The organism is Escherichia sp. MOD1-EC5950, assembly GCF_002965345.1.
Classification (GTDB): Bacteria; Pseudomonadota; Gammaproteobacteria; order Enterobacterales; family Enterobacteriaceae; genus Escherichia; species Escherichia marmotae.
The window spans coordinates 236,793-262,205 of sequence record NZ_PTSR01000002.1; the positions used below are offsets into that span (position 1 = coordinate 236,793).

Here is a 25,413-nt window from a genome sequence, read left to right on the forward strand (position 1 = left end):
ATCATACCAGCTTGATAATTCCCCAACGAAAAGGTTGCGAAGCGCGTCACTATTTATTTTTATCTTTACTCTAAGAATGCAGAAACAGCGGACCAGCCGCTGTTTCTTTTTCTTTAAAAACAAGCAATTATTCAGTTACAACTGTTTGTACTCTTGCAGGGCCGGGATTATACCAGCCCCATCCGCCGTAGCCATAGGGCCAGCCACGGCCACCATAAAACCACGGATCAATCGGCTGCGGCGGCATAATCACCTGCTGGGTTAAATGCCAACGCTTATAGCCCGTTACCTGCATAACCATAAATTTATAGGGTGTATTGCCGATTTTACCGTCAACCGTACCGGTGATTGGCCCGACAACCGTCACCAGTTGTCCGCGGAAATCAACTGGATCAAGAAAACCGTTCACATCGGCATAAATGCGCCCGCGAGAAGGTTCCCCCAACGTCGGCCTGGCTCCGCTATCGAGCGGTACGGTGGCAATTTCCAGACGGGTTTTCCCCTGCTGGTTTTGTACCGCGACCACTTTGCCGCCAAAGCGCGCTTCCTGACCAACATACAATTGCGGCGCGCTCATCACCCGAACTAAATCTTGTTGCGGCGTGGGACTGCTGCCTTTAATGGCATCCGGCACAGTGACACAACCGCTCAACATTAGCGCAAACGTACCTGCCAGTATGCCTTTGATAACATTCTTTTGAACCGCCATGATGCGACTCCTTTTTTTCTCAGGGCATACTCTTAAGATTCATTCTTTGCCCGGAAGTTTCTTCCACGCGACGTTGTTACGCAAATAAACCGGCTCGGCATGTTCCACTGCCACCGTTTTGCCTTCAGCAAAGAGCTGGCAGGCAATCGGCAGCATATCTTCTGCGGCGGGCAGTAACACTTCGCCATCGCGCAAAACCAGCCCGCTCTCTTTACCGAGATCCGGCCAGGCTTGCCAGCCTGTCCCCACCGTCACCCATTCACCGGAAAGCTGCTGCATCCGCTCATGAACGAGTTCTGGTTTGAGTACAGCTTCGGTTTCTTCACCGTGCCAGATACCATTTTCATCACGCTGATATTCGGCCCAGTAAACTTCGCCCATTCGCGCGTCAATGGCCGCCAGCACGCGGGTCGCGCCATTTTTGCGCCATGCCCCTTGCGCCATGGTCATTAGCGTGGAGACGCCAATCATCGGCAGCTCCGCGCCAAGCGCCAGCCCTTGTGCAATACCAATACCGATACGCACACCGGTGAAGCTACCGGGACCACGCCCGTAAGCTAATGCGTTTATGTTAGTCAGGGAGGTTCCGCTGGTGGTCAGGATATCCTGCACCATCGGTAAGATTCGTTGAGTATGTTCACGTGGGCAAAGCTCAAAATGAGCGTTGACAGTGCTGTCATCCCACAGGGCGACAGAGCAGGCCTCTGTCGCGGTATCGATAGCCAGAATTCGCATGGGTCTTCGTGCTTAGATCAATAAAAAGGCGCGCATCATACCATACTCCATCACAAATTACCTGGAGGAAGGTATCGCAAGGAAACGAACCGCACGGGCTATATCACGGGTGCGCGGCGCAGGCGGCAGGCTGGCGAGGAACGTCGCGCCGTAAGGGCGCATCACCAGCCGATTGTCGCAAATCACCAGCACACCGCGATCGTCGGCGTCGCGAATCAGTCGCCCTACCCCCTGTTTGAGAGTAATGACCGCATCTGGCAGTTGCACTTCATCGAACGGGTCGCCACCGCGCAAACGACAATCTTCCATTCGCGCTTTTAGTAGTGGGTCGTCCGGCGAGGTAAACGGCAACTTGTCGATAATCACCAGTGACAGCGTATCGCCGCGCACATCCACCCCTTCCCAGAAACTACTGGTTGCGACAAGAAGCGCGTTACCGGCACTGACAAACTGCTGCAACAATTGCCCTTTACTGGTTTCACCCTGCAACAAAACGGGAAGCGTCATGGTGGCACGGAACTGCTCGGCCAGATCGCGCATCATGGCGTGTGAGGTGCAAAGCATAAAGCAGCGCCCATTGTTGGCTTCGATGAGCGGTCGCAACATTGCTGCCAGTTGCCGTGCGGAACCCGGTTGATTAGTTTGCGGCAGGTTACGCGGCACACAGAGTAACGCCTGGCGGCTGTAATCAAATGGGCTGGGTAACAGCAACGACTCGGCCTGTTCGATGCCAAGCCGGGAGGTAAAATGATGCAGATCGTCATTCACTGACAACGTTGCCGAGGTAAAAATCCAGCTTCCGGGTTTTTGTGCCATTAACTCTTTGAATTTATCCGCCACGCTGAGCGGCGTCAGCGCCAGAGTGAAATGACGTGAGGTGCATTCGTACCAGTAACTGTAACCCGGTTGGTTAATCTCTTTCAGCCGCTTCAGACGTGTGCGATATAACGTGGCACGTTCAAATGCCGCATCCAGCAACGCGGAACGACCCAGCGACAATTTCGCCACGTCGTAACAGAGTTCAAGCGTGTCATCGAGCAGTAAAAACGCCCGCTGAATTTGCGGATTGGCTAACAATTCGCGCAGATTGCCACGATAACCCGGCTCACCGAGTTGCAGGCGAAAATCCTGCGCACTCTGAGCAAGGCGGTCGGCGCACTTTTGTAACTGTTGAGTGTCTTTTAATTCAGTGCGATAGGCGATGGTGATGTCTTTTGCCAGGTCGAGCAGTTGTCGGCTGGAAAGTGACTGACCAAAGTACTGGCTGGCAATATCCGGCAACTGATGGGCTTCGTCGAAGATCATCACGTCCGCTTCCGGGATCAGTTCGCCAAATCCGCTCTCTTTGACCACCATATCCGCCAGAAACAAATGATGGTTTACCACCACTACATCGGCGTCCATCGCTTTTTTGCGTGCTTTGACCACAAAGCAATCTTTATACATCGGGCAGTCGCTGCCGAGGCAGTTATCGTTAGTGCTGGTGACCAGCGGCCATGCCTGAGAATCTTCCGCAACGCTGACGCAGGTGCTGATATCACCATCGACGGTTTGATTGGACCAGGAGCGTAGCAGGATCACATCGCTTAAGATTTGTACCGGCAGATCGCCGCCCGCCAGCGCCTGCTGTTCGAGACGTTCGAGGCAGAGGTAGTTTGAACGTCCTTTCAACAATGCCACATTGCCGGTGTATTTCAGCGCCTTTGACACCGTCGGCAAATCACGGCTGTAGAGTTGATCTTGTAATGCTTTCGAGCCAGTCGAGATAATGACTTTCTTTTTCGCCCGCAGCGCAGGGGCAAGGTAAGCGTAGGTTTTGCCCGTACCGGTTCCCGCTTCCACCACCAGCGGTTGGCTTTTTTCTATCGCCCCGGTGACGGCTACCGCCATCTGTCGCTGTGGTTCACGCGGCTTAAAGCCTGGTATCGCTTTCGCCAACTGACCGTCTGGTGCAAAATCGTCCGTCACACTACCCCCTGTTGATTTGAACAGGGATTATGTCAGGCCAGGCTATTTTTCGCCAGTTGAAGTGATGACGGCGACTTCACATTGTGGCAGTCTTTGCAGCACAAAAATGGAATGATAATGAGGACAAAATGATGACTATCGTTCGTATAGACGCCGAAGCCCGCTGGTCTGATGTGGTGATCCACAACAACACGCTCTACTACACTGGCGTACCGGAAAACCTCGACGCCGATGCTTTTGAGCAAACGGCAAATACACTGGCGCAAATTGACGCGGTGCTGGAAAAACAGGGCAGCAATAAGTCGAGCATTCTGGATGCCACCATTTTCCTGGCCGATAAAAACGACTTTGCGGCAATGAATAAAGCGTGGGATGCCTGGGTTGTCGCGGGTCATGCTCCGGTACGCTGCACGGTGCAAGCGGGACTGATGAATCCGCAGTATAAAGTTGAAATTAAGATTATTGCGGCGGTTTAATTCCGGAAGAGAATTATCGAAAATACTGGTCGATCATGAACAAATCGACCAGTGCTTAAGCTCTTACCTTAGATGGACGGTGCCCCAGTCGGGGGCTTTATTATTTATTTTTTTGATTTCAAGTTTATTTATAAAGAAACGATATTAATCATAAAAACTAAACCACGTGTTAATCACTCAATTAACCTAACCTGTTTTCCGCTGTTGCCCTTACTTACCTGAACAACCTGGCTACGGTACTACGATTCTCTGTTAATTTCGGCACATCACTAGATAACCCGCCATGACCTGCTACCTTTAAAATACCTGAATGTCAACAGGTTAACGAATGAGATATTGTCATAATCCTTTTGATATTAGGCACAATTTAATGTCATATATAGCCTTATCGAAAACGTGGTTAATTTAAGGACAAGAATATGCCTGCTGTAATAGATAAAGCCCTGGATTTCATTAGTGCTATGGATATATCAGCACCAACCCCCAGCTCTATGAATGAAAGTACGGCGAAGGGAATATTTAAATATTTGCATGCTCTGGGTGTACCCGCGACGGCCACCGATATTACTGCGCGAGCTGAACAGGAAGGCTGGAATCCTGGATTCACGGAAAAAATGGTTGGCTGGGCAAAAAAAATGGAGTCTGGTGAACGCGTGGTGATTAAAAACCCTGAATACTTCTCGTCTTATATGCAGGAAGAACTTAAAGCCCTTGTGTGAGTCAAAACTCCAGCACTAAAAATCAATCCGGACGCTTTCATTGATCTTAGAAAAGCGTCCTTTTTTCTCGTTATCAATAAAACCGCTGAATTCAATCAAGCAAAACAGCCCCGCGTTTCTTTGGTTCAAACGCTGCAGGCCAAATGGTTCGCTTGTCATAATGCACCCCGTTGAAACAAACATTCTGAAGATCTGTCCCAGCGAAATTAGCACCTCTTAAATCGGCAGCGGTAAAATCTACCCCACAAAGTCGTGAATGTCTAAAATCAGCAGCAATGGGGCGTGACTGATAAAAATTACAATTCGTCAGATCGGCGTGATTTAGCCAGGCACACATCAGGGCGGCAGACGAGAGGTCGGCCCCAATAAGGGAGGATGTGATAAAACTGATATTACGCAGATGCGCATCATTAAACCGAGCACCATCCAGACACATGCCATCAAAAATAGCGCGATGTAAATTCATGCCGGAAAAATCCCAGCCGATGAGGCTATCCGTATCAAGATACAGAACGTCATCCGTGACGAAATCGATACGGATCATTGTGTATTATTCGTCTTCATCCTCAAAACGCGCCACAATCCGTTCGCCGGAATGGTTGGCGCGTAACTCTTCGGCTACCAGTGCGATTGCCTGACCGCTGCTCATCCCCTGTGCCATCAATTCCTGAATCCGCTCAACGGCTTTTTGCTGCTGTTCATGGGTGAGTGAAGGTAAACCTGCAAACATTGTTAACTCCTGCTAAATTGTTGGCGCTAATTATTTCATGCTACCCGGCACATAGCCAGTAGAGTCAGGACTAATGAAGACGTTATCTCCCGCTGTGATTACTTTACCCTGGCGTCAGGACGCCGCTGAATTTTATTTCTCCCGCTTGAGCCACTTGCCGTGGGCGATGCTTTTGCACTCCGGCTATGCCGATCATCCGCATAGTCGGTTTGATATTGTGGTGGCAGACCCCGTTTGCACCTTAACAACTCACGGTAATGAAACCGTGGTGTGTGAAGGAGAAACCCGTACAACGACCACTGATGACCCGTTAAAGGTACTCCAACAGGCGCTGGAGCATGCAAACATTCACCCGTTGCATAATGGTAATTTGCCATTTCAGGGTGGCGCACTGGGTTTATTTGGCTATGACCTGGGCCGCCGTTTTGAGTCCCTGCCGGAATTGGCGCTGAGAGATATCAACCTTCCTGATATGGCGGTAGGTATCTACGACTGGGCGTTGATTGTCGACAACCAGCGCCGGGTTGTTTCTTTGCTGAGTCATAATGATGTCAATGCCCGTCTGGCGTGGCTGGAAAACCAGCAAATTACACCGCAGGGTGATTTCACGCTAACCTCTGCCTGGCAATCTAATATGAGCCGCGAACAGTATGGCGAGAAATTTCGCCAGGTGCAGGAATATCTGCACAGCGGCGATTGTTACCAGGTGAATCTTGCCCAGCGTTTTCAAGCTACCTATTCTGGTGATGAGTGGCTGGCGTTCGTTAAACTCAACCAGGCCAACCGTGCACCATTTAGTGCCTTCCTGCGCCTGGAGCAAGGTGCGATTTTAAGCCTCTCGCCAGAACGTTTTATTCTTTGTGCTGATGGTGAGATCCAGACCCGTCCGATTAAAGGCACTCTGCCGCGTCTGGCCGATCCTCAGGAAGATAGCAAACAGGCAGAAAAACTGGCGAACTCACCGAAAGATCGCGCCGAAAACCTGATGATTGTCGATTTAATGCGTAATGATATTGGCCGTGTTGCCGTCGCAGGTTCGGTAAAAGTGCCGGAGCTGTTCGTGGTGGAGCCCTTCCCTGCAGTGCATCATCTGGTCAGCACCATAACGGCACGCCTTCCCGAGCAGTTGCATGCCAGCGATCTGCTGCGCGCGGCTTTTCCCGGAGGCTCAATCACCGGCGCACCGAAAGTACGGGCAATGGAAATTATCGACGAACTGGAACCTCAGCGACGCAACGCCTGGTGTGGCAGCATTGGCTATTTAAGTTTTTGCGGCAATATGGACACCAGCATCACTATCCGCACCCTGACCGCGGTTAACGGGCAAATTTACTGCTCTGCGGGCGGCGGTATTGTCGCCGATAGCCAGGAAGAGGCGGAATATCAGGAAACTTTTGATAAAGTTAATCGTATTCTGAAGCAACTGGAGAAGTAAGACGTGGAATACCGTAGCCTGACGCTTGATGATTTTTTATCACGCTTTCAACTTTTGCGCCCGCAAATTAACCGGGAAACCTTAAATCATCGTCAGGCTGCTGTGTTAATCCCCATCGTGCGCCGACCGCAACCGGGTTTGTTACTTACTCAGCGTTCAATTCACCTGCGTAAACACGCCGGACAGGTGGCGTTTCCAGGTGGCGCAGTAGATGACACCGACGCGTCAGTTATCGCCGCCGCGCTACGCGAAGCCGAAGAAGAAGTCGCTATACCGCCTTCAGCCGTTGAAGTTATCGGCGTGCTGCCGCCCGTCGATAGCGTAACGGGTTACCAGGTAACCCCAGTCGTCGGTATTATCCCGCCCGATTTACCCTATCGCGCCAGTGAAGATGAAGTCTCCGCAGTGTTTGAAATGCCGCTCGCTCAGGCATTACATCTGGGGCGCTATCACCCTTTAGATATCTACCGCCGTGGCGATTCACATCGGGTATGGCTTTCCTGGTACGAACAGTATTTTGTATGGGGAATGACCGCAGGCATAATTCGTGAGCTGGCGCTGCAAATTGGTGTGAAACCCTGACTATACTTATCTTTACATCTACAAAACACTACTTGAGACAATCATCGCAATATTAGTTAAATCGCGGTTTTTGATTAGTTTAATTCATGTGAATAGTTAAGCCGATCGCCGCGTTCCCTCTTACACTATGCGCTGTTATTAGTTCGTTACTGGAAGTCCAGTCACCTTGTCAGGAGTATTATCGTGATTAGTCTATTCGACATGTTTAAGGTGGGGATTGGTCCCTCATCTTCCCATACTGTAGGGCCTATGAAGGCGGGTAAACAGTTCGTCGATGATCTGGTCGAAAAAGGCTTACTGGATAGCGTTACCCGCGTTGCCGTGGACGTTTACGGTTCTCTATCGCTGACGGGTAAAGGCCATCATACCGATATCGCCATTATTATGGGTCTTGCAGGTAACGAACCTGCCACCGTGGATATCGACAGTATTCCCGGTTTTATTCGCGACGTAGAAGAGCGCGAACGTCTGCTGCTGGCGCAGGGACGGCATGAAGTGGATTTCCCCCGTGACAATGGGATGCGTTTTCATAACGGCAACCTGCCGCTGCATGAAAACGGGATGCAGATCCACGCGTATAATGGCGATAAAGTTGTTTACAGCAAAACTTATTATTCCATCGGCGGCGGTTTTATCGTCGATGAAGAACATTTTGGTCACGATGCCACCAACGAAGTCAGTGTGCCGTATCCGTTTAAATCTGCAACCGAGTTGCTGGCGTACTGTAATGAAACTGGCTATTCCCTTTCCGGCCTGGCAATGCAGAACGAACTGGCGCTGCACAGTAAGAAAGAGATCGATGACTATTTCGCGCATGTCTGGCAGACCATGCAGGCGTGTATCGATCGCGGAATGAATACCGAAGGCGTATTGCCTGGGCCGCTGCGTGTTCCGCGCCGTGCATCTGCCCTGCGCCGGATGCTGGTTTCCAGCGATAAACTGTCTAACGATCCGATGAATGTTATCGACTGGGTGAACATGTTTGCGCTGGCAGTGAACGAAGAAAACGCCGCAGGTGGTCGCGTGGTGACAGCGCCTACCAACGGTGCGTGCGGCATTGTTCCGGCAGTGTTGGCCTATTACGACCACTTTATTGAATCGGTCAGCCCGGATATCTATACCCGCTATTTTATGGCCGCTGGGGCAATTGGCGCGTTGTATAAAATGAACGCTTCTATTTCCGGTGCTGAAGTGGGTTGTCAGGGCGAAGTCGGCGTAGCCTGTTCAATGGCCGCCGCAGGCCTGGCTGAATTGTTGGGCGGTAGCCCGGAACAGGTTTGTGTGGCAGCGGAAATTGGGATGGAACACAACCTCGGTCTGACCTGCGATCCGGTGGCCGGTCAGGTTCAGGTGCCATGCATTGAGCGTAATGCTATTGCATCGGTGAAGGCGATCAACGCCGCACGCATGGCTTTACGCCGCACCAGTGCTCCGCGCGTCTCGCTGGATAAAGTCATCGAGACAATGTACGAAACCGGTAAGGATATGAACGCCAAGTACCGTGAAACCTCTCGCGGTGGTCTGGCAATAAAAGTCCAGTGTGACTAATACTTTTCTTTCGCCCATCTGCAACGGATGGGCGAATTTCCCCCGCTTTCTCGTCTGCTGTAAATTTCCCCACTACACTTCCACTGTTGCGTCAGGCGTTTGTTGCCATACGCTTACAGGGCGGCCCGCATGCAAAAAGCACAACGGATCATCAAAACTTATCGCCGTAATCGAATGATTGTTTGTACAATTTGCGCACTCTTTACGCTTGTGGCGACACTAAGCGTGCGATTTATTTCACAGCGTAATTTAAATCAACAGCGGGTGATACTTTTCGCCAATCACGCGGTTGAAGAGCTGGATAATATATTGCAACCCCTTCAGGCGGGACGCGAGATGTTACTTCCGTTGATTGGCCTCCCTTGCTCAGTCACTCATTTGCCTCTACGCAAACAAGCCGCAAAACTGCAAACGGTGCGTTCTATTGGTCTGGTACAAAACGGTACACTTTACTGCTCCAGTATCTTTGGCTATCGCAATGTTCCGGTTCATGATATTCAGGCCGATTTGCCCGCCCCACAGGCTCTTTTGCGCCTTACCACCGATCGCGTATTGATTAAAGGTAGTCCAGTGCTGATCCAGTGGTATCCCTCTCAATCACATACTGGCGATGGCGTTCTGGAGATGATCAACATTGACCTATTGACGACGATGTTACTGGAACCGCAGTTGCCGCAAATTAGAAACGCCAGCCTGACGGTGGCTGATCGCCATTTACTCTATGGTGACGGTCTGGTTGACGCTTTACCTCCACTTAATGGCAATGAACGTTACCAGGTTTCATCGCAGAACTTCCCTTTTACCATCAGCGTTAGCGGCCCTGGTGCGACAGCGCTGGCGTTACATCATCTTCCCAGCCAGTTTCCACTGGCGGTACTGTTGAGTTTACTGGTGGGTTACATCGCATGGCTGGCAACCGCCCATAGAATGAGCTTTTCGCGCGAAATTAATCTTGGCCTCGCGCAACATGAATTCGAGCTATTCTGTCAACCTTTACTAAACGCTCGTAGCCAGCAATGTGTTGGTGTAGAAATATTGCTGCGCTGGAATAACCCGCGTCAGGGGTGGATCTCACCAGATGTATTTATCCCTATCGCGGAAGAACATCATCTGATAGTGCCGCTTACCCGTTATGTGATGATGGAAACCATCCGCCAAATCCACGTTTTTCCAATGAGCAGCCAGTTTCACATTGGGATTAACGTCGCCCCCAGCCATTTTCGCCGCGGCGTGTTATTGAAGGATCTCAATCAATATTGGTTTAGTGCTAACCCGATTCAGCAACTCATCCTCGAAATCACCGAGCGCGATGCCTTACTGGATGTCGATTATCGGATTGCCCGCGAACTGCATCGTAAAAACGTCAAACTGGCGATTGATGACTTCGGCACCGGCAACAGTTCGTTTTCCTGGCTGGAAACGTTACGCCCTGATGTGCTGAAAATCGATAAGTCTTTCACCGCTGCAATTGGTTCCGATGCGGTTAACTCGACGGTAACCGATATCATCATCGCATTGGGGCAAAGACTGAATATTGAACTGGTGGCGGAGGGCGTAGAAACGCAAGAACAGGCGAAGTATTTACGCCGTCATGGGGTGCATATTTTACAAGGGTATTTGTACGCGCAGCCGATGCCACTGCGTGATTTCCCAAAATGGCTGGCGGGCAGCCAACCGCCGCCCGCCCGGCATAATGGGCATATCACGCCCGTCATGCCATTTCGTTAATGATTATTCGTCTTCGTCGTGCGCCAGTTGCTCTTTAACAATGCGAACCAGATCAACACGATAATCGTTAGCTTCAACAATGGTGATATGTAACGGCCCTACGTCAATCACATCGCCAGCACGCGGGATGTGACCATTTGCAGAAATCACCAGACCTGCCACCGTCGCGATATCATCGTCATCGGCAAGGTGCTCAACATCAAGCGCCTGCTGTAAGGCATGTAAGTCTGTACCGCCTTTTACCAGCCAGCCGTCGCCGTCAGTAATGATTTCCGGCGTTTCATCAGCGTCCGGGAACTCACCGGCAATGGCTTCCAGCACATCCAGAGGCGTGACCAGGCCTTGCACCACACCAAACTCGTTGGTAACGATAACAAAACTACCGCGAGCACGACGCAGCACGCCCAGCAGGTTGATCGGATCGAGGGTTTCCGGAACGATAATCGCCGGAGAAGCCGAGGCAATTGCTGCGACATCAACGCCATCTTCCAGCGCCACCAGCAGTTCTTTAGCACGCACGATACCGATGATTTCATCCAGTTCACCGCGACATACCGGGAACAGACTATGTGGCGAAGAAAGCAACTGCTCACGGATTTCATCAACACCGAGATTAGCGTCAACCCAGCTAATTTCGCCGCGCGGTGTCATAATCCCACGCAGAGAGCGAGACGCCAGTGTCAGCACGCCGTTAATCATATATCGCTCTTCTTCCGCAAACGCGCCTTCCGGCACAGGGATCGGCATCGGGTTATCGGCATCGTGCTGAACGTTCGCCTGACGTTTACCCCCCATCAAACGCAGGATGGCATCGGCAGTACGTGCACGCAGCGGTAAAGCTGACTGATGACGAATAAAGTTACGGCGCGCAATTTGGTTAAACACTTCGATGATGATCGAGAAGCCAATCGCGGCATACAGGTAACCTTTCGGAATATGGAAGCCAAACCCTTCAGCAACCAGGCTCAGACCAATCATTAACAAGAAGCTCAGGCAGAGCACCACCACTGTAGGATGCTGGTTAACGAATCTCGTCAACGGTTTCGACGCCAGCAACATGACCGCCATCGCAATCACCACCGCCGCCATCATCACCGGCAGGTGGTTGACCATCCCAACTGCGGTAATCACCGCATCCAGCGAGAAGACGGCATCGAGAATGACAATCTGCGTTACTACCACCCAGAAGCTGGCATAACCTTTACCGTGACCGGAATCATGATCGCGGTTTTCCAGCCGTTCATGCAGCTCCGTTGTCGCTTTAAACAGCAAGAATATCCCCCCGAACAACATAATCAGGTCGCGACCAGAGAAGGAAAAATCCATCACGGTAAATAGCGGTTTGGTCAGCGTGACCATCCATGAAATCAGCGACAGCAGTCCCAGACGCATGATCAGCGCCAGCGACAGTCCTAACAAACGAGCTTTATCACGTTGTTTCGGTGGCAGTTTGTCGGCAAGGATGGCGATGAAAACCAGGTTATCGATACCCAGCACGATTTCAAGAACGACAAGCGTGAGTAGCCCCACCCAAATCGAGGGGTCCATTAAGAATTCCATGACAAGCTCCTGCTTAAGGAATAGCTATTCGGCGCCAGAAATAATGCAGGCGTAACAACAAAATGCAAACAAAAGGTGCGGCAAAAAGTGCCAGAAAGGCAGGCGCTGAAAGGCCTGATGCTGAAATGACGTCGGTGACGATCCATACTGCGGGCTGCTGCCCTATACTCCTTGGTTGTTAAACGGGAGTTAAACATATCAGAGAGACCTCTGATTTGGCAAAGATTTACCTTCCTTTGCAAACAAATGTGACGAAAATATTTTCTCTTTCGGAATTTTGATAATCCAAAGTTAAATTACGGATCTTCATCACATAAAATATTTTTTTCGATATCTAAAATAAATCGCGAAACGCAGGGGGTTTTTGGTTGTAACCCTTATCTGAATCGATTCGATTGTGGACGACGATTCAAAAATACATCTGGCACGTTGAGGTGTTAACAATAATAAAGGAGGTAGCAAGTGACCATTGCTATTGTTATAGGCACACATGGTTGGGCTGCAGAGCAGTTGCTTAAAACGGCAGAGATGCTGTTAGGCGAGCAGGAAAACGTCGGCTGGATCGATTTCGTTCCAGGCGAAAATGCCGAAACGCTGATCGAAAAGTACAACGCTCAGTTGGCAAAACTCGACACCACTAAAGGCGTGCTGTTTCTCGTTGATACATGGGGAGGCAGCCCGTTCAATGCTGCCAGCCGCATTGTCGTCGACAAAGAGCATTATGAAGTGATCGCAGGCGTTAACATTCCAATGCTGGTGGAAACGTTAATGGCTCGTGATGATGACCCGGGCTTTGATGAACTGGTGGCGCTGGCAGTAGAAACAGGCCGTGAAGGTGTGAAAGCACTGAAAGCCAAACCGGTTGAAAAAGCAGCTCCCGCCCCCGCTTCGGCGGCACCCAAAGCGGCCCCAACTCCGGCAAAACCAATGGGACCAAATGACTACATGGTTATTGGCCTTGCGCGTATCGACGACCGTCTGATTCACGGTCAGGTAGCTACCCGCTGGACCAAAGAAACCAATGTCTCCCGTATTATTGTTGTTAGTGATGAAGTGGCTGCGGATACCGTTCGTAAGACACTGCTCACCCAGGTCGCACCTCCGGGCGTAACAGCACACGTGGTTGATGTTGCCAAGATGATTCGCGTCTACAACAACCCGAAATATGCTGGCGAACGTGTAATGCTGTTATTCACCAACCCGACAGATGTTGAGCGCCTCGTTGAAGGCGGCGTGAAAATTACCTCTGTTAACGTCGGTGGTATGGCATTCCGTCAGGGCAAAACCCAGGTGAATAACGCGGTTTCGGTTGATGAAAAAGATATCGAAGCGTTCAAGAAACTGAATGCACGCGGTATCGAACTGGAAGTCCGTAAGGTTTCCACCGATCCGAAACTGAAAATGATGGATCTGATCAGCAAAATCGATAAGTAACGTATTGTGTTGATTATCACTCAGTTTTCACACTTAAGTCTTACGTAAACAGGAGAAGTACAATGGAGATTACCACTCTTCAAATTGTGCTGGTATTTATCGTAGCCTGTATCGCAGGTATGGGATCTATCCTCGATGAATTTCAGTTTCACCGTCCGTTAATCGCCTGTACCCTGGTGGGTATCGTTCTTGGGGATATGAAAACCGGTATTATTATCGGTGGTACTCTGGAAATGATCGCTCTGGGCTGGATGAATATCGGTGCCGCAGTTGCGCCTGACGCCGCTCTGGCTTCTATCATTTCTACCATTCTGGTTATTGCAGGTCATCAGAGCATCGGTGCCGGTATCGCGCTGGCAATCCCGCTGGCCGCTGCGGGCCAGGTGCTGACCATCATCGTTCGTACCATCACCGTTGCTTTCCAGCACGCTGCGGATAAGGCTGCTGAGAATGGCAACCTGACGGCAATTTCCTGGATCCACGTTTCTTCGCTGTTCCTGCAAGCGATGCGTGTGGCTATCCCGGCCGTAATTGTTGCGCTGTCTGTAGGCACCAGTGAAGTTCAGAACATGCTGAACGCCATTCCGGAAGTGGTGACCAATGGTCTGAACATTGCTGGCGGCATGATCGTGGTTGTTGGTTATGCAATGGTTATCAACATGATGCGTGCAGGCTACCTGATGCCGTTCTTCTACCTCGGCTTCGTAACCGCAGCATTCACCAACTTTAACCTGGTTGCTCTGGGTGTAATTGGTACTGTTATGGCAGTGCTCTACATCCAACTTAGCCCGAAATATAACCGCGTAGCTGGTGCGCCTGTTCAGGCTGCTGGTAACAACGATCTCGATAACGAACTGGACTAACAGGTGAGCGAAATGGTTGATACAACTAAAACTACCACCGAGAAAAAACTCACTCCGAGTGATATTCGTGGCGTCTTCCTGCGTTCTAACCTCTTCCAGGGTTCATGGAACTTCGAACGTATGCAGGCACTGGGTTTCTGCTTCTCTATGGTTCCGGCGATTCGTCGCCTCTACCCTGAGAACAATGATGCCCGTAAACAGGCGATTAAACGTCACCTCGAATTCTTTAACACCCAACCGTTCGTGGCTGCGCCAATTCTGGGCGTAACCCTGGCTCTGGAAGAACAGCGTGCTAACGGCGCAGAGATCGACGACGGTGCTATCAACGGTATCAAAGTAGGTCTGATGGGTCCGCTGGCAGGCGTGGGTGACCCGATCTTCTGGGGTACGGTACGTCCGGTTTTTGCAGCTCTGGGAGCCGGTATCGCGATGAGTGGCAGCCTGTTAGGTCCGCTGCTGTTCTTTATCCTGTTTAACCTGGTGCGTCTGGCAACACGTTACTACGGCGTAGCGTATGGTTACTCCAAAGGTATCGATATCGTTAAAGATATGGGTGGCGGCTTCCTGCAAAAACTGACGGAAGGGGCGTCTATTCTCGGCCTGTTTGTCATGGGGGCGTTGGTTAACAAGTGGACACATGTCAACATCCCTCTGGTCGTCTCTCGCATCACCGACCAGACGGGTAAAGAGCACGTTACCACTGTCCAGACCATTCTTGACCAGTTAATGCCAGGCCTGGTGCCGCTGCTGCTGACCTTTGCCTGTATGTGGCTGCTGCGCAAAAAAGTTAACCCGCTGTGGATTATCGTTGGCTTCTTCGTCATTGGTATCGCTGGTTACGCTTGCGGCCTGCTGGGACTGTAATACTGTTGTACACTACCGGGGCCTTTTGGCCCCGTTTTTTTATCTGGAGGATTAATGACAATCACGGAACTGGTACTGATTCTGTTCATCGCCGCACTGCTTGCTTTTGCGATATACGATCAGTTCATCATGCCCCGCCGCAACGGCCCCACCCTGCTGGCAATTCCTTTGCTCCGGCGCGGTCGCATCGATAGCGTTATCTTTGTCGGGCTGATTGTCATTCTTATCTATAACAATGTAACCAGCCATGGCGCACAAATAACCACCTGGTTATTAAGTGCACTGGCGCTAATGGGATTTTATACTTTCTGGATCCGGGTTCCGAAAATCATCTTCAAACAAAAAGGGTTTTTCTTCGCCAATGTTTGGATTGAATATAGCCGAATTAAAGCGATGAACTTATCGGAAGATGGTGTACTGGTGATGCAATTAGAACAGCGCCGTTTGTTAATCCACGTCCGAAATATCGACGATCTGGAAAAGATTTATAAACTTCTAGTTTCAACTCAATAAGTTATCAACTTAGCCAAAGCTATGTGTAGTGTATTTTTAATAACCAGACATAGCTTAGGCTATATTACGCCGTCCCTTATTTGTTATTATTTTTAACGTTTTATTGATATATAAATCTAAATGAAAATCGTTATCAGTAATAGCAATAGAATAATATATTCTGACAGTTGTTTTATATTCTCAAAATATGTTAAGGTTGCGCCCTCATTTGGGGAGTAGCCGATTTCCAGACTCCGGAAATGTACGTGTCAACATACTCGTTGCAAAACGTGGCGCGTACGGACTGAACATTTTCAGTCAGGCGAGACCATATGCACATCAATCGCTATGCCTGCATGAGCGCTTCTTGTCGTTCGTGTGTGCATGTTTGCTGGGGGCGATGATGTGTTTTATGGATACCCCGGTCAGGACATTGTCATGAATATCACTGCTACTGTTCTTCTTGCTTTTGGTATGTCGATGGATGCCTTTGCTGCATCAATCGGTAAAGGTGCCACCCTCCATAAACCGAAATTTTCTGAAGCTCTGCGAACTGGCCTTATTTTCGGTGCCGTCGAAACGCTGACGCCGCTGATTGGCTGGGGGATGGGCATGTTGGCCAGCCGTTTTGTCCTCGAGTGGAACCACTGGATTGCGTTTGTACTGCTGATATTCCTCGGCGGGCGAATGATTATTGAGGGTTTTCGCGGTGGAGATGATGAAGATGAAGAACCGCGTCGTCGTCACGGTTTCTGGTTGCTGGTGACTACCGCAATTGCCACCAGCCTGGATGCAATGGCTGTTGGTGTTGGTCTGGCCTTCCTGCAAGTGAACATTATCGCGACTGCGCTGGCGATTGGCTGCGCCACCTTAATCATGTCAACATTAGGCATGATGGTGGGTCGCTTTATCGGTTCAATTATTGGGAAAAAAGCGGAAATTCTTGGCGGGCTGGTGCTTATTGGCATTGGCGTCCAGATCCTCTGGACGCACTACCACAGCTAATTTATTCGTTGCCAGACGTGAATATTAAAATCCGTCTGGCAATTAAATTCTTCTTTTGCTGCCAACGCTTGCCAGACCTCTGGCTTTGCGCGCCAGGCAAACGGCGTCATCTGTAACAACGCAACCGCCTCATCTCCGCGCAGGCGCATCGGATAATGTAATTCATTACTCCGCTGCAGCTCAAAACCATCCAGTTTCTCAGCATGGGGCGCATGTAGATGTACTTCGTCGTAAATTAAACCCTTCAGCTCCATTAAATGCCGTGGCCCAGGAGTAGCGGTAATGACCCACCCACCCGGTTTGACTACTCGCGCTAATTCTTCTGCTTTGCACGGTGCGTAGATACGGATAATGGCATCCATACTGGCATCAGAAAACGGCAGACGGTGGCTGGAAGCGACACAAAAGGTGACCTGCTGATAGCGTTTCGCAGCAGCTTTAATCGCGACCTTAGAGACATCCAGACCAAAAGTCGTCACGCCAGGTAAGACATCGGCAAAAGCATGGGTGTAGTACCCTTCCCCACAACCAATATCCAGTATCGCCGTTGCGTGCTGCTCAAGACATTCACACAATTGAGCGACAATCGCATCGCGAAGCGGCTGATAATGACCGGCATCTAAAAATGTACGCCGCGCTTGCATCATTTCCGCACTATCGCCCGGATCGCGAGAACGTTTATGCTGAACGGGCAGCAAATTAACATATCCCTCTTTCGCCATATCAAATTGATGCCGTTGGGGACAGATATAGCTGTTTTTTTCAAGCGCTAAAGGCTGATGACAAAGTGGACAGGAAAATGACATGACAACTCCGGCAGGATACTAAAGGCCGCAAGTGTAACGCGAATCGCACGACTGGCAAATATCCGGAGACAGGAACGAAAATAAAACAAAGTAAAAAGCCTCGCAAATTCGACGAGGCTTTATAGCGAGATTGAAGCGCGTTTACACTTCAGATCAGTGGATTCGATCAGATAGCTGTTACGTTAACAGCCGCCGGACCTTTCTGGCCGTCCTGAATTTCGAACTCAACGTTCTGGCCTTCGGCCAGAGTTTTGAAGCCATTACCCTGGATAGCAGAGAAGTGTACGAACACATCTTTGCTGCCATCTGCCGGAGTAATGAAGCCAAAACCTTTAGACTCGTTGAACCACTTAACCTGACCTTTAATCTTTGCCATTTGAAAAATTCCTTAGATTGTTTTCTTCGCCCGCAGGCATTACAGAGATAAAACTGACACATTACTGCATGAGGCACTAATATAAGGCTCGGCAGAGAAGCGGTATTCAACGACAACGTGTTTACTCAGGACTTCTTTACTGAAAATGCCACACATAAACAGAACTGTACCTCGTTTAACCCGAAACTGTTATCACATACAACGTTAATTATGGCAAGCCATTTTTAAACATGTCTCGATCAGCCGCACAAATCTCGATACGCCTTCCACTTTTTTTGCACACTTATGCAACGGAATACGTGCCGATATATCGATGCACTTAACCATACCATTACACGCAGATACTTGACCTGATGCAGTTTCTAACATAGTTCAATAAGTTCAGTTCTTCCAGAGCAGCAGTACAAGTTATTACGCAATGCGAGCGATATCACTTTTTATGATATATAACGAATAAAATGTTATATAACTTCACCCAATAAAACAGATAGTTAACAACATACACAGGTGAAATGAAGAAACCAGACTTAATGCTCATTATTAATTTAAAATAAGAAAAATTGATGAATTACTAAAAAGTGAAGGGAGAAACGTTTCGCTAATAAATAATACCGCAATTGATCACAATTCCGATGTAAACATCCCAATAGCTTAGTGCGATTAATATCTTTTTCCGATACCGCTATTATGAAATAAATAACACGATAAATAATCGAAGTCAGACCAGAGTATTAATTTGAATCAATTGCACCACTATAGTGCGGATAAGATGAGTAACCCATCAGCATTAGGGCTACTCAAATTTTGAGGAAAGATTACCGTTCCGCTACCAGGCGGATGATATCTTCATCTTCAGCCGTTTTTAGGTTCTCAGCAGTATTCGCATCCGTTTTTTCAGGTTCGTTTGCTTCGCACAAACGACGTAACAGTGCATTTTGCCGTTTTTGCTGTTCCAGCAATGCCTCAAGAAGTTCAATCTGTTCGTTAGTCCGTGAACTGGCACGGTTGATGAAAAACCACAAGATGAGCCCAATAGCGAGAATTACCACCGATACAACCAAAGACGCAACGTTCATTACGCCTGAATTTACAACTTCGTTCATTTCACCACCTCTAAGTAGAGGTGTCATTCTACCACTGCCACACAGGAAGGAAATCTACTGCTGAAAAAATGATATCACCACGGGATAAATTGATTGATGGCACAAATTCCGCTGAAAAATTGTACATCCTGATCGCACATCATGTTGAATACCTGCGCCCATAGCAGCAAGCAAGCCAGCACAGCAACAACCAGAACGACCCATCGAAACTTTTTCACTCCATTCTCCGTTTAACCTACCTTATGTCATTAAACTATCATGCGTTAGTTAAACAGCGCCTAACCATGTCGATATTCGTGCTTTTTCGGAACTATACGCTTGCTTCAGTCCATATTACCGCTACGATTAAGCGAACAAAAAAGAGAAGAGGTCATAATGCGATTCATTATTCGCACAATTATGTTGATAGCACTGGTATGGACAGGATTATTACTAAGCGGATATGGTGTTCTGATTGGAAGCAAGGAAAATGCCGCTGGGTTAGGGTTGCAATGCACCTATCTGACGGCCCGGGATACCAGTACGGTACAATACCTGCACACTAAAAGTGGTTTTTTCGGGATAACCGATTGCCCACTGTTACGTAAAAACAATATCGTCGTCGATAATGGCTAATAGATTAAGGTATAAATACCCACATTAAACTCAATGAATAAAACGTACACTTATCACCAACGTATACGATATTACGCCAGCCATCAGTAACTTTATTTAACCCCCACCAGATAAGAACCTGTCTGAATATTATACAGACAGGTTCTAACTCTAATCAGAACGGATAGTCGTGATACCCCATTTGCGAGGAAATTTTACGTGCGGCCGTATGCAACATAGCTACGTACTCCTGCAAACGCTCTTCAGAGAAACGCAGCGTTGGGAAGGAGATGCTCAGACCGGCAATAACCACACCAAAGCGGTCAAATACCGGAACCGCGATACAGCGTAGTCCTTCTTCCTGCTCTTCGTTATCTTCCCCATAACCTTGCTCGCGCACCTGGTCCAACACCGGTAGTAACGCTTCGGTACTGGTAATGGTACGATCGGTACTGCGTTTATACTCAACGCCCTCAAGGATCTGCTTCACTTCATCACGATCGCGCCAGGCCAGCAGCACTTTACCAATCGCGGTGCTGTAAAGCGGATTACGACGACCAATCCGTGAATACATGCGCAAATTGTACATAGAGTCAATTTTGTGGATGTAAACAATGCTGTCTTCGTCCAGTGCGCCAAGGTGGATGGTTTCTTTCGTCAGGCGGGAGATTTCGCGCATCTGGATATCTGCGCTACGAATGAGATCGACGTTTTGTAAGGCACGAGCCCCCAACTCAAACAATTTCAGGGTCAGAGAATATTTCTCCGACTCCCCTTCCTGCGCCACATACCCCAGGGTTTTCATGGTCTGTAAAAAGCGATAAACGGTGCTTTTTGACATCATGACGCGCTGTGACAGCTCGGTTATCCCTATTTCGCGCTCTTCGCCCAGCGCCTGTAAAATGCCAAAAACCTTCAGTACAGAAGATACAGAATCAGGCTGTTTATCCAGATCTGCGTTAGCCATTTATCACCTCATTGCGAGTGTTTTATAAAAATCAGAACTGTTTTTTATTATAATTTCGCGCCTGGGTGGTCGCAATCCATCTTTTGCCGGTTAGTTACAATTCTGCGACATCCGCCGTGAATATCAGTGCTAGAATCATAACCCTGTTGATTATCATCCAAAGATATAAAATTCCTATGCCAAAAGTTCAGGCCGATGGCCTGCCGTTGCCTCAGCGATACGGCGCGATTTTAACCATTATTATCGGTATTTCGATGGCGGTCCTCGACGGCGCTATCGCCAACGTCGCCTTGCCAACTATTGCTACTGATCTTCACGCCACGCCAGCCAGTTCTATTTGGGTTGTGAATGCCTATCAAATCGCGATTGTCGTCTCCCTGCTTTCGTTTTCGTTTCTGGGAGATATGTTTGGCTATCGACGCATTTATAAATGCGGCCTGGTCGTATTTCTGCTGTCATCGTTGTTCTGTGCCCTTTCTGATTCGCTGCAAATGCTAACTCTGGCGCGTGTAATACAAGGTTTTGGTGGCGCAGCACTAATGAGCGTCAATACTGCTCTTATCCGGCTAATCTATCCACAGCGTTTTCTGGGGCGGGGAATGGGAATTAACTCGTTTATTGTCGCCGTCTCCTCTGCTGCCGGGCCAACTATCGCCGCGGTAATCCTCTCCATCGCGTCATGGAAGTGGCTATTTTTAATCAACGTACCGTTGGGTATTATCGCCCTGCTTCTGGCAATGCGTTTTCTGCCACCTAATGGTTCTCGTGCCAGTAAACCACGTTTTGACCTGCCCAGCGCCGTGATGAACGCGTTAACATTTGGTCTGCTTATTACCGCGTTGAGTGGTTTTGCTCAGGGGCAATCGCTGACGTTGATTGGTGTAGAACTGGCGGTAATGGTTGTCGTTGGTATTTTCTTTATTCGTCGTCAGCTTTCTCTTCCCGTGCCGCTGTTGCCAGTGGATTTACTGCGTATTCCGCTTTTTTCACTGTCTATTTGCACGTCTATTTGCTCTTTCTGCGCACAGATGCTGGCAATGGTCTCCCTGCCCTTTTATCTGCAAACGGTGCTCGGACGTAGTGAAGTGGAAACAGGTCTACTTCTGACCCCATGGCCGCTGGCAACAATGGTGATGGCACCGCTGGCAGGTTATCTGATAGAACGCGTGCATGCTGGGTTACTTGGAGCTTTAGGGTTGTTTATTATGGCGGCGGGGCTTTTTTCGCTGGTTCTCTTGCCTGCTTCACCTGCCGATATCAATATCATCTGGCCTATGATCTTGTGCGGTGCCGGTTTTGGATTATTCCAGTCACCCAATAACCACACCATTATTACTTCCGCCCCGCGGGAACGTAGCGGCGGTGCCAGTGGCATGTTAGGTACGGCTCGTCTGCTTGGTCAGAGTAGTGGCGCAGCGTTGGTGGCACTGATGTTAAATCAGTTTGGTGATAATGGTACGCACGTCTCGCTGATGACCGCGGCTATTCTGGCAGTAATCGCTGCCGGTGTTAGTGGTTTACGGATCACCCAGCCACGATCCCAGGCATAAAAAAAGCGCGTCAACCTGGACGCGCTTTTTGAGTATTTATTTCATCTTACTTCAGGTATTCACCCGTGCGCAGAGCCTCAATACGTTTATCCAGCGGCGGGTGGGTCATGAACAGCTCGCTCAGCGATTTTGACTTACCGTTAATGCAGAAAGCCATCATGCTGGTTGCTTCTTGCGGTTCATAGCTGGTTTTCAGGCGCTGTAGCGCAGCAATCATTTTTTCACGGCCAACCAATTTGGCTGAACCGGCATCAGCGTGAAATTCACGGTGACGCGAGAACCACATGGTGATAATGCTCGCCAGAATACCAAACACTAACTCCAGTACCGTCGCAACTGCAAAGTAGATCAGCGGGTTGCCGTTACTCTCTTCGCCTTCGTCGCGGTTACCGCCCATGAAGCCAGCGGCCAGTTGTGCCAGAATACGGGAAATAAAGATAACAAAGGTGTTCACCACGCCCTGAATCAGCGTCATGGTAACCATGTCACCATTAGCAATGTGGCTAATTTCGTGGGCAATTACCGCCTCGGCTTCATCCGGGCTCATGTTTTGCAACAAACCCGTGCTGACAGCAACCAGAGAGGCATCCCGGCGCGCACCGGTTGCAAAAGCGTTAATGTCCGGCGCATGGTAGATAGCCACTTGTGGCATAGCAATCCCAGCCTGACGCGCCTGGGTTGCAACAGTATTGATCAGCCAACGTTCCCTTTCGTTACGCGGTTGCTCGATCACTTCCCCGCCAACAGATCGTAATGCCATCCATTTGGACATCAGAAGCGAAACGAAGGAACCACCGAAGCCGAACAGCAAGGCCATAATCATCAGCCCCTGAACGCTGCTCGACTGTATCCCTGTCAGGCTCAGTACCAGCCCGAAAACGACCATAACGGCCAGGTTCGTTAGCAGGAAGAGCGCGATTCGCATCATAATTTTCTTTTTACCTCAGTTTAACAAAACGCAATATGCGATACCCACATCGTATGGGTTACTCGACTATTTTCAAGTCTGGATAGAGCGTAAGTCACCAGAAAGACACAACTTTACATTTTGTAGCATCTGATTTACGGCATCTTGCCGCTGTTAAAAAATCAGGCACAATTTCTTGTGCCTGATTGATGTTACTTGACGGGAGCGGGCTGTTCCGCGGGTCTGGCTTTTTCCAGACGCGCCAAATCAAGCGCGATGTTCACTGTCTCATCCAGATATGGATCCGGCTCCTTATAATCTTTTGGCAGATCATCCAGTTTCTTCAATGCCGGTTTTCCTTCGCGTTTAAAGCGATCGTTCAACCGCGCCAGACGCGTCGCATCATCTTCGTTATTCTCTTTTTCACGCACGGCGTAGTTCAGAGAGACGATGTTACGCTTATCCTTCATGGCGTTGAAGCGAGCGATATCCTTCATGATATTCTGGAATTCAGGATCCTTCGCGATACGCGCATTATGTTCCTTCAACAACTCCGGCTCAAATGCCGTTAAGTCTCCTGATTTCACATAGGTTGCTGCGTCGATGCTATCCCACGGCAGCGCATTATCTTCGAATTTCTCACCCGTTTCCGTCTCTTCATTGCCCGTAGGCATGATGATATCTGGCGTTACGCCCTTACGTTGCGTACTGCCACCGTTAACGCGATAGAATTTCTGGATTGTATATTGTACTGAGCCTAACGCAGGCCATTCTGGGCGCAACATCTGATCGTAGATGCGGTTCAGAGAGCGATACTGCTGGACTGTGCCTTTACCAAATGTCGGCTCGCCCACAACCAGCGCGCGACCATAATCCTGCATTGCGGCAGCAAAGATTTCCGAAGCCGAAGCACTGAAACGGTCAACCAGCACCACCAGCGGGCCTTTATAGAAGACCTGGCCGTCGGTATCACTGTCTTCACGGACTTTACCGTTGTTATCGCGAACCTGCACAATCGGACCTGATGGGATAAACAAACCAGAGAGCGATACCGCTTCAGTCAACGCACCGCCACCATTGCTACGCAGGTCGATGATGACACTGCTGACATTTTGTTTTTCCAGTTTCTGCAGTTGAACTTTGACATCGTCCGTCAAGCCAACATAGAAGCCCGGAATATCCAGCACACCGACTTTTTCTTTGCCAACCGTCTTCACAGACATTTTAACGGCACGGTCTTCCAGACGAATGCGCTCACGCGTCAACGTCACCGTGCGGGTTTTAGTGCCTTTACCCGCAGGTAAAATTTCCAGACGAACCTTACTGCCCTTCGGCCCTTTGATTAAGGCAACAACATCATCAAGACGCCAACCGATCACATCAACCATCGGTTTACCGGTTTGTCCGACCCCGACAATTTTGTCACCAACGCTAATCGCTTTACTTTTCGCAGCCGGACCACCCGCCACCATCGAATTGATAACGGTGTAATCATCATCCATTTGCAACACTGCGCCAATACCTTCCAGCGATAAACTCATTTCAGTATTGAACTGTTCGGTATTGCGCGGGGAAAGGTAGTTGGTATGCGGATCAATTTCGCGTGCGAAAGCCGTCATTGCCAGCGAGAAAACATCTTCGCTGTTAGTTTGCGCCAGGCGGCGAATAGCAAATTTGTAACGACGCGTCAGGGTTTCACGAATTTCTTTATCCGTTTTTCCCGCCAGCTTCAGGCTTAACTCGTCGAATTTAACTTTGCTGTCCCACAGCGCGTTTAACTCAGCCTCATTTTTCGGCCAGGGCGCTTTGCTGCGGTCAAGGTTATAAGAATCATTACCGGTAAAATCCATCGGTTTTTCCAGTACCGACAACGCATACTGGTAACGTTCGAAGCGGCGTTTTTGCGCCAGATTGTAAAGATCGTAGAAAACGTCGAGTTTGCCGGAACGAAGTTCATCGCCCAACTCGGTTTTCTTTTTCGCGAATTGTTCGACATCGCTAGCCAACAGCACGTTGTGGCTGTAATCAAGCAGATTCAGGTAGCGGTCAAAGATTTTGGCCGAGAACGCCTGATCGAGGTCGAATTGTCGATAATGGGAACGGGTGAAGCGCGACGTTACGCGCTCACTCACAGTTGCATGCTGCGTCTCTTCCTTTAATACCGGAATCTGATCAGCACGCGTAATATCTTCTACAGCGAAGGTCTGGCCTGCTATTGCAAGCAGGCCAGCTAACGCGGTAAGCCTAAAAAACATGTTCATG

Annotated in this window: 28 protein-coding genes; 13 read left to right on the forward strand and 15 right to left on the reverse strand. The window is 49.4% G+C overall.

The genetic code is table 11. The annotated features are described in order from the left end of the window. Positions 1-127: 127 nt before the first annotated feature. From yeaY to BEA93_RS03465, 3 genes are read right to left on the reverse strand one after another with little or no spacing between them, the layout of a single operon-like run. Positions 128-709 carry a Slp family lipoprotein YeaY gene (gene yeaY / locus BEA93_RS03455; RefSeq protein ID WP_000290579.1) on the reverse strand — a complete coding sequence of 194 codons (582 nt, stop codon included), beginning with the start codon at positions 707-709 and terminating at the stop codon, positions 128-130. A gap of 39 nt (positions 710-748) precedes the next feature. Next, positions 749-1,444: a tRNA (adenosine(37)-N6)-threonylcarbamoyltransferase complex dimerization subunit type 1 TsaB gene (gene tsaB, locus BEA93_RS03460; protein WP_061090873.1), complete on the reverse strand. Its 696-nt coding sequence runs from the start codon at positions 1,442-1,444 to the stop codon at positions 749-751. Between the two features lie 57 nt (positions 1,445-1,501). Next, positions 1,502-3,412: an ATP-dependent DNA helicase gene (locus tag BEA93_RS03465; protein WP_000128825.1), complete on the reverse strand. Its 1,911-nt coding sequence runs from the start codon at positions 3,410-3,412 to the stop codon at positions 1,502-1,504. 131 nt (positions 3,413-3,543) lie between these two features. Here BEA93_RS03465 and BEA93_RS03470 point away from each other — a divergent pair, with 131 nt between their 5' ends. After that, on the forward strand, positions 3,544-3,888 hold the full coding sequence (locus BEA93_RS03470; RefSeq protein WP_010376144.1) for a RidA family protein: 345 nt from the start codon (positions 3,544-3,546) through the stop codon (positions 3,886-3,888). Between the two features lie 419 nt (positions 3,889-4,307). Further along, positions 4,308-4,607, forward strand: coding sequence for a DUF1889 family protein (locus tag BEA93_RS03475; protein ID WP_001112001.1), 300 nt, complete (start codon positions 4,308-4,310; stop codon positions 4,605-4,607). A 91-nt stretch (positions 4,608-4,698) separates the two neighbouring features. On the opposite strand, the gene BEA93_RS03480 is transcribed toward BEA93_RS03475, so the two are convergent. Together BEA93_RS03480 and BEA93_RS03485 are read right to left on the reverse strand one after the other, a co-directional pair. After that, positions 4,699-5,151, reverse strand: coding sequence for a pentapeptide repeat-containing protein (locus tag BEA93_RS03480; protein ID WP_105224306.1), 453 nt, complete (start codon positions 5,149-5,151; stop codon positions 4,699-4,701). Positions 5,152-5,157: 6 nt separating this feature from the next. Next, on the reverse strand, positions 5,158-5,337 hold the full coding sequence (locus tag BEA93_RS03485) for a YoaH family protein (protein WP_000457334.1): 180 nt from the start codon (positions 5,335-5,337) through the stop codon (positions 5,158-5,160). 73 nt (positions 5,338-5,410) lie between these two features. Between BEA93_RS03485 and pabB the strand changes: the two genes are divergently transcribed. From pabB to BEA93_RS03505, 4 genes are all read left to right on the forward strand, one after another. Continuing rightward, the gene (gene pabB, locus BEA93_RS03490; protein ID WP_016261954.1) at positions 5,411-6,772 is read left to right on the forward strand and encodes an aminodeoxychorismate synthase component 1; all 1,362 of its coding nucleotides are present in this window, start codon (positions 5,411-5,413) and stop codon (positions 6,770-6,772) included. A 3-nt stretch (positions 6,773-6,775) separates the two neighbouring features. Further along, a complete protein-coding gene (locus BEA93_RS03495; protein WP_000456725.1) occupies positions 6,776-7,354 on the forward strand; it encodes a CoA pyrophosphatase in 579 nt (192 codons plus the stop codon). A 183-nt stretch (positions 7,355-7,537) separates the two neighbouring features. Beyond that, complete coding sequence (gene sdaA, locus BEA93_RS03500; protein ID WP_000624308.1) at positions 7,538-8,902, forward strand: L-serine ammonia-lyase; 1,365 nt, start codon at positions 7,538-7,540, stop codon at positions 8,900-8,902. A gap of 129 nt (positions 8,903-9,031) precedes the next feature. Beyond that, positions 9,032-10,630, forward strand: a complete 1,599-nt coding sequence (locus tag BEA93_RS03505) for an EAL domain-containing protein (RefSeq protein WP_001516271.1) — start codon at positions 9,032-9,034, stop codon at positions 10,628-10,630. A gap of 3 nt (positions 10,631-10,633) precedes the next feature. Here BEA93_RS03505 and yoaE read toward each other — a convergent pair whose 3' ends face one another. Both yoaE and BEA93_RS26050 read right to left on the reverse strand, forming a co-directional pair. Continuing rightward, complete coding sequence (gene yoaE / locus BEA93_RS03510; protein ID WP_000395006.1) at positions 10,634-12,190, reverse strand: CNNM family cation transport protein YoaE; 1,557 nt, start codon at positions 12,188-12,190, stop codon at positions 10,634-10,636. Then, positions 12,178-12,336 carry a protein YoaL gene (locus BEA93_RS26050; RefSeq protein ID WP_269471531.1) on the reverse strand — a complete coding sequence of 53 codons (159 nt, stop codon included), beginning with the start codon at positions 12,334-12,336 and terminating at the stop codon, positions 12,178-12,180. The genes yoaE and BEA93_RS26050 overlap by 13 nt, the downstream gene beginning before the upstream one ends. A gap of 316 nt (positions 12,337-12,652) precedes the next feature. Between BEA93_RS26050 and manX the strand changes: the two genes are divergently transcribed. From manX to mntP, 5 genes are all read left to right on the forward strand, one after another. Continuing rightward, on the forward strand, positions 12,653-13,624 hold the full coding sequence (manX, locus tag BEA93_RS03525; protein ID WP_000150534.1) for a PTS mannose transporter subunit IIAB: 972 nt from the start codon (positions 12,653-12,655) through the stop codon (positions 13,622-13,624). Positions 13,625-13,686: 62 nt separating this feature from the next. Next, positions 13,687-14,487 carry a PTS mannose transporter subunit IIC gene (manY, locus tag BEA93_RS03530; protein ID WP_000406934.1) on the forward strand — a complete coding sequence of 267 codons (801 nt, stop codon included), beginning with the start codon at positions 13,687-13,689 and terminating at the stop codon, positions 14,485-14,487. Between the two features lie 12 nt (positions 14,488-14,499). Beyond that, positions 14,500-15,351: a PTS mannose transporter subunit IID gene (manZ, locus tag BEA93_RS03535; protein ID WP_001516270.1), complete on the forward strand. Its 852-nt coding sequence runs from the start codon at positions 14,500-14,502 to the stop codon at positions 15,349-15,351. A 54-nt stretch (positions 15,352-15,405) separates the two neighbouring features. After that, positions 15,406-15,864, forward strand: coding sequence for a DUF986 family protein (locus tag BEA93_RS03540; protein ID WP_105224305.1), 459 nt, complete (start codon positions 15,406-15,408; stop codon positions 15,862-15,864). Between the two features lie 417 nt (positions 15,865-16,281). Next, positions 16,282-16,848, forward strand: a complete 567-nt coding sequence (gene mntP / locus BEA93_RS03550; protein WP_001027737.1) for a manganese efflux pump MntP — start codon at positions 16,282-16,284, stop codon at positions 16,846-16,848. Here mntP and rlmA read toward each other — a convergent pair. The 5 genes from rlmA to mgrB form a co-directional block, all read right to left on the reverse strand. Then, entirely contained in the window at positions 16,845-17,654 is an 810-nt protein-coding gene (rlmA, locus tag BEA93_RS03555; protein ID WP_000010094.1) for a 23S rRNA (guanine(745)-N(1))-methyltransferase, read from the reverse strand. The genes mntP and rlmA overlap by 4 nt on opposite strands. A gap of 166 nt (positions 17,655-17,820) precedes the next feature. Further along, a complete protein-coding gene (cspE, locus tag BEA93_RS03560; protein WP_001062678.1) occupies positions 17,821-18,030 on the reverse strand; it encodes a transcription antiterminator/RNA stability regulator CspE in 210 nt (69 codons plus the stop codon). Between the two features lie 39 nt (positions 18,031-18,069). Further along, on the reverse strand, positions 18,070-18,186 hold the full coding sequence (locus tag BEA93_RS03565) for a DUF2627 domain-containing protein (RefSeq protein WP_032141266.1): 117 nt from the start codon (positions 18,184-18,186) through the stop codon (positions 18,070-18,072). Between the two features lie 659 nt (positions 18,187-18,845). Then, positions 18,846-19,133: a YebO family protein gene (locus BEA93_RS03575; RefSeq protein WP_001006870.1), complete on the reverse strand. Its 288-nt coding sequence runs from the start codon at positions 19,131-19,133 to the stop codon at positions 18,846-18,848. A 74-nt stretch (positions 19,134-19,207) separates the two neighbouring features. Then, positions 19,208-19,351 (reverse strand): PhoP/PhoQ regulator MgrB, encoded by a 144-nt coding sequence (gene mgrB / locus BEA93_RS03580; protein WP_000714549.1) that lies wholly within the window; start codon positions 19,349-19,351, stop codon positions 19,208-19,210. A gap of 157 nt (positions 19,352-19,508) precedes the next feature. Here mgrB and BEA93_RS03585 point away from each other — a divergent pair, with 157 nt between their 5' ends. Further along, a complete protein-coding gene (locus tag BEA93_RS03585; RefSeq protein ID WP_001211005.1) occupies positions 19,509-19,748 on the forward strand; it encodes a YobH family protein in 240 nt (79 codons plus the stop codon). A gap of 154 nt (positions 19,749-19,902) precedes the next feature. Here BEA93_RS03585 and kdgR read toward each other — a convergent pair whose 3' ends face one another. Beyond that, entirely contained in the window at positions 19,903-20,694 is a 792-nt protein-coding gene (gene kdgR / locus BEA93_RS03590; protein ID WP_001262177.1) for a DNA-binding transcriptional regulator KdgR, read from the reverse strand. A gap of 176 nt (positions 20,695-20,870) precedes the next feature. Between kdgR and BEA93_RS03595 the strand changes: the two genes are divergently transcribed. Further along, positions 20,871-22,244 carry an MFS transporter gene (locus BEA93_RS03595; protein WP_010376166.1) on the forward strand — a complete coding sequence of 458 codons (1,374 nt, stop codon included), beginning with the start codon at positions 20,871-20,873 and terminating at the stop codon, positions 22,242-22,244. Between the two features lie 46 nt (positions 22,245-22,290). Here BEA93_RS03595 and htpX read toward each other — a convergent pair whose 3' ends face one another. After that, complete coding sequence (gene htpX / locus BEA93_RS03600; protein ID WP_000984500.1) at positions 22,291-23,172, reverse strand: protease HtpX; 882 nt, start codon at positions 23,170-23,172, stop codon at positions 22,291-22,293. Between the two features lie 191 nt (positions 23,173-23,363). Then, positions 23,364-25,412 carry a carboxy terminal-processing peptidase gene (gene prc / locus BEA93_RS03605; RefSeq protein WP_001516268.1) on the reverse strand — a complete coding sequence of 683 codons (2,049 nt, stop codon included), beginning with the start codon at positions 25,410-25,412 and terminating at the stop codon, positions 23,364-23,366. Between the last annotated feature and the right edge of the window lies 1 nt (position 25,413).